At 61.2% G+C, this 841-nt stretch carries 1 protein-coding gene; it reads right to left on the bottom strand.

What is annotated here, in order from left to right; genetic code table 11:
• Window positions 1–35: 35 nt before the first annotated feature.
• Complete coding sequence (locus tag ACF8SD_RS11715; protein WP_001389365.1) at window positions 36–800, bottom strand: IS6-like element IS6100 family transposase; 765 nt, start codon at window positions 798–800, stop codon at window positions 36–38.
• Between the last annotated feature and the right edge of the window lie 41 nt (window positions 801–841).

The raw sequence follows: 841 nt of genomic DNA, 5'->3' as shown, positions 1-841 counted from the left end.
GCGGCAGTCAGAGGTAGGCTGTCGCTCTGCGCCGATCAGGCGGCTGCTGCGAAATGGTGGTTGAGCATGCCCATGGCCTCCGTCAGCGCCGAGGGCCCAATGCCAAAAGCTCTCTCCACAAGGCGCACCTCGCCCCTGATGCCGGGCTGCAGGCACCAGGGGCGAGCCTGTCCTTTGCGCAGGGCTCGCATGACTTCGAATCCCTTGATCGTGGCATAGGCCGTGGGGATCGATTTGAAACCGCGCACCGGCTTGATCAGTATCTTGAGCTTTCCGTGATCGGCCTCGATCACGTTATTGAGATACTTCACCTGCCGGTGGGCCGTCTCCCGGTCCAGCTTTCCTTCGCGCTTCAATTCGGTGATCGCTGCACCATAGCTCGGCGCTTTGTCGGTATTGAGCGTGGCAGGCTTTTCCCAGTGCTTCAGGCCTCGCAGGGCCTTGCCCAGGAACCGCTTCGCTGCCTTGGCGCTGCGGGTCGGCGACAGGTAGAAATCGATCGTGTCGCCCCGCTTGTCGACTGCCCGGTACAGGTAGGTCCACTTGCCCCGCACCTTGACGTAGGTTTCATCCAGGCGCCAGCTCGGATCAAAGCCACGCCGCCAGAACCAGCGCAGCCGCTTCTCCATCTCCGGGGCGTAGCACTGGACCCAGCGATAGATCGTCGTATGGTCGACCGAAATGCCGCGTTCCGCCAGCATTTCCTCAAGGTCGCGATAGCTGATCGGATAGCGACAATACCAGCGCACCGCCCACAGGATCACATCACCCTGGAAATGGCGCCACTTGAAATCCGTCATCGTTCCGTCCGTCCAATCTCCGCCAAGCATGCTCAAGCTTC

This window comes from Pseudomonas sp. CJQ_9 (assembly GCF_043106615.1).
Lineage (GTDB): Bacteria > Pseudomonadota > Gammaproteobacteria > Pseudomonadales > Pseudomonadaceae > Aquipseudomonas > Aquipseudomonas juntendi.
This window is presented reverse-complemented; position numbering and strand designations above follow the sequence as displayed.

What these genes read in the sequence shown, in the direction of transcription:
- ACF8SD_RS11715 (WP_001389365.1), bottom strand. Translation starts at nt 800, where the DNA reads ATGACGGATTTCAAGTGGCGCCATTTCCAGGGTGATGTGATCCTGTGG.